This is a genomic window from Microbacterium sp. (assembly GCF_031178525.1).
Taxonomy (GTDB): domain Bacteria; phylum Actinomycetota; class Actinomycetes; order Actinomycetales; family Microbacteriaceae; genus Microbacterium.
On the sequence record NZ_JAPSJA010000243.1, the window covers coordinates 1 to 3,492 of the forward strand.

General features: G+C 68.9%; 4 protein-coding genes. 3 read left to right on the forward strand and 1 reads right to left on the reverse strand.

Translation table 11 applies throughout. From position 1 onward, the window contains the following. The 3 genes from RIF89_RS12400 to RIF89_RS12410 all read left to right on the forward strand — a co-directional run. On the forward strand, positions 1-896 hold an 896-nt coding region (locus RIF89_RS12400), incomplete at its 5' end, for a branched-chain amino acid ABC transporter permease (protein ID WP_309069415.1). A 17-nt stretch (positions 897-913) separates the two neighbouring features. Then, a complete protein-coding gene (locus RIF89_RS12405; RefSeq protein WP_309069416.1) occupies positions 914-1,903 on the forward strand; it encodes a branched-chain amino acid ABC transporter permease in 990 nt (329 codons plus the stop codon). A 20-nt stretch (positions 1,904-1,923) separates the two neighbouring features. Beyond that, a complete protein-coding gene (locus RIF89_RS12410; protein ID WP_309069417.1) occupies positions 1,924-3,174 on the forward strand; it encodes an ABC transporter substrate-binding protein in 1,251 nt (416 codons plus the stop codon). Between the two features lie 64 nt (positions 3,175-3,238). Here the strand turns inward: RIF89_RS12410 and RIF89_RS12415 are convergent. Next, positions 3,239-3,492: FCD domain-containing protein (locus RIF89_RS12415; RefSeq protein ID WP_309069418.1), on the reverse strand; the 254-nt coding region annotated here is incomplete at its 5' end.

Genomic DNA, 3,492 nt, shown 5'->3' on the forward strand with positions numbered 1-3,492 from the left:
CCTGGGAGGCTGACGTGGGCACCTTCATCCAGCTTGTCGTCGACGGCCTCGCCATGGGCTCGATCTACGCGGCGCTCGCGCTCGCGATCGTGATCGTCAACCAGTCGACCGGCATGATCAACTTCGCTCAGGGCGGCATGGCCGTCCTGAGCGCCTACCTCGCGTATGCCTTCCTCGGAATGGGCGTGCCGCTGATCCTCGCGATCCTCATCGCCGTGCTGATCTCGTTCGGCCTCGGCGCCGCGATCGAGCGTCTGCTGATGCGACGCTTCGAGGGCGGCGACCCCGACACGGCCGTGGTCGTGACCGTCGGCCTGCTCACGCTCATCACCGGCATCTGCGGGTGGATCTGGTCCTACAACAACCTGCAGTTCCCCTCGCTGTTCCCCGGCGACTCGTTCCCGCTGCTCGGTGCCGCCATCAGCTGGCGCTCCCTCGGCACGTTCCTCGTGATCGCCGCGATCATGGTGCTGCTGCAGGTGCTGTTCCAGAAGACGAAGGTCGGGCTCGCGCTGCGGGCCGTCGCGGACAACCCGCGCTCCTCGTCCTTCTCCGGCCTGCCGGTCGGGCGGCTGCTGATGGTCGGCTGGGGCCTTGCCGCCGCGCTCGGCGCGGTCGCGGGGGCCCTCGTCGCCCCGCGCCTGTCGCTCACGCCCGGCATGCTCGACGGCGCGCTCGTGTACGCGCTTGCCGCGGTGATCCTGGGCGGTGCGACGAGCCCGATCGGCGTGGTCGTCGCCGCATGGCTGATCGGCGTGCTGGAGAACCTCGCCGCGGTGTACGTGCCGTTCATCGGGCACGATCTGAAGATCGCCGTGCCGTTCATCCTGCTGTTCGTCGTGCTGCTCGTGCGACCGCAGGGGCTGTTCGGCCGCAAGACCGTGGTGCGCGTCTGATGGGGAAGGTCACGTCTGTGAACGGCACTGCGCTCTGGAAGAACCGCTGGGCGCGCATCGCCGTCGCCGTCCTCGTCGCCCTCGTGCTCGTCCTCGCGCCTTGGAACCTCGATCCCGCGACGAACCAGGCGCTGGCACGCATCGGCGTCTTCGCGGTCGCGGTGCTCGGCCTGAACGTGATCATGGGGTACGCGGGGCAGGTCTCGCTCGGCCAGATCTTCTTCCTCGGCCTCGGCGCCTACGTCACGGCGTACGGCGTGAACGAGGGGTGGAACGTCGCGCTGGTGTTCGTGCTCGCAGTGCTCGTTCCGGGCATCGCAGGCTATGTCGTGGCCCTCGCAGCCGCACGGCTGGGCGGGCTCGCGATCGCGATGGTCACGATCGCGCTGCCGATCATCGGCGTCCCGCTGGCGAAGCGCCTCGCCGATTGGACGGGCGGATCGCAGGGGACGTCCGCACGGTTCACCTCAGCGCCCGACTGGTTCGGCAGCGATCTCGACGACATCTGGCAGTACTACATCGTGCTCGCGATCGCGGCCGTCGTGTTCGTGCTCGTGATGAACCTCGTGCGCGGCAAGTTCGGCCGTGCGCTCGCCATCGTGAAGGAGAACGAGGCCGTCGCGTCGTCGATGGGCATCTCCCCCTACCGGTACAAGGTCATGGCGTTCACGATCGCCGCGATGATCGGCGGTGTGAGCGGCTTCCTGTACATGGTCGTCGTGCAGTACACCTCGCCCGAGACGCTCGCTTTCCACCACTCGATCAGCCTGCTCGCGTCGATGGTGATCGGCGGCGCCGGATCGATCATCGGGTCCCTGATCGGCGGCGCGTACTACGTGCTCGTGCCGAACGTGACCAACGAGATCGACGCGACGCTCACCTCACTGATCCAGGGCGTCATCCTGCTCGTCGTGCTGTTCGTCCTGCCGGGCGGCATCGCGAGCCTGCCCCGCGTCATCCGTCGCCTCACGCGCAAGCGCGACACGCAGTCCCCCACCCAGCAGTGATCACCAGAGAGAAGGTCAGCATGAACATGCGCACCAAGGCCGCCGGCATCGTCGCCGTCGGATCGATCGTCGCGCTCACGCTCGCGGGCTGCTCCCGCGGCGCCGACGCCGGCTCGGAGCCGGGCGGCGGCGAGGCCGCGGCGAGCCCCGGCATCACGGACGACAGCATCACCCTCGGCGTCACGACCCCGCTGTCGGGCGGCACAGCGGGCCCCGGCAACTGCACGGTGGCGGGTCTCGTGGCGTACTTCGGCGAGGCCGGGCCGATCGAGTTCGGCGACGGCAAGACCCGCGAGGTCACCGTCGAGGCGTACGACGACACGTACGACCCACAGAAGGCCCTGTCGAACTTCCAGCAGAATCAGGCCGACGTCTTCGCCTTCACGTCGGGCCTGGGCACCCCCACCAACCGCGCGTACCGCGAGGCGGCGATCGAGGAGGAGGTGCCGCAGGTGCTCGTCATGACCGGCGACCCCATCTTCAGCGACCGTGCCGAGAGCCCGTGGCAGCTCGGCTTCGTGCCGATCTACCAGAACGAGGGCGCCGCGTTCGGCGAGCTGCTGGCGTCGTCGAGCGAGGACCACAAGGTGGCGATCCTGTCTCAGAACGACGACTACGGCGACGGCTACGTCGAGGGCTTCAAGTCGGCGATCGAGGGCGCGGACAACATCGAGATCGTGGAGGAGCTCACCTACGAGGCCACCGACACGTCGGTCGACGCGCAGCTCACGGAGCTGGCGGCCAGCGACGCGGACGTGTTCTTCAACGCGATGTCCATCACGCCGCTGACGATCGCGACGATCGAGAAGGCGCGCGAGCTGTCGTGGGCGCCGAGCTGGTTCCTGCCGTCCAACACGTCGAGCCCGAGCGCGATCCTCGGTCCGGCCGGCGCGAACGCCGACGACGGCTTCTACTCTGTCTCCTTCTCGAAGGCTCCCCAGAGCCCCGCGTTCGCGGAGGACGAGGACGTCACGACGTTCCTCGCCGCGCTCGAGGAGCACGCGGGCGACTACACGACGACGCCCGACTTCCCGCACTGCATGTGGAGCTACATGGTCGGCGCGACGCTCGAGGAGGCGTTCGGGGCCATGGAGGAGCCCACACGCGAGAGCTTCATGGAGGCTCTCGGCGGCATCACGGACTTCACGGCGCCGCTGATGCTCGAGGGCACCTCGATCGACACGACGCAGGACGGCCAGCCGGCCGTGTCGGCGGTCGTCGTGCAGCGCTACAACGGCCAGGGGTACGCGAACGCCGAGACGTTCGAGTGAGCTGACCACGCGAGGGGCTCGGGCTGCGGTCCGGGCCCCTTCGTCGTTCCGGTGCGGATCCTGATCAGCGCATGTCCGAGAAGAGCGCGACGATGCCCTGCAGGTGCACGCGCGTGGCGGCCGCCGCGGCGTCCGGATCGCGCGCGAGCACGGCGTCGATGATCGCGATGTGCTCGGGGGCCGAGGTGTTGATGCGGCCGGGGTGGTACGCCAGGCGGAACTGGTGGCGCGCCGACTGCGCCAGGAGCCGCTCGAGGAGCTGCACCGCGGTCGCGTGGCCGCTCAGCTCGCGGATGCGGCGATCCATCTCCTGATTCA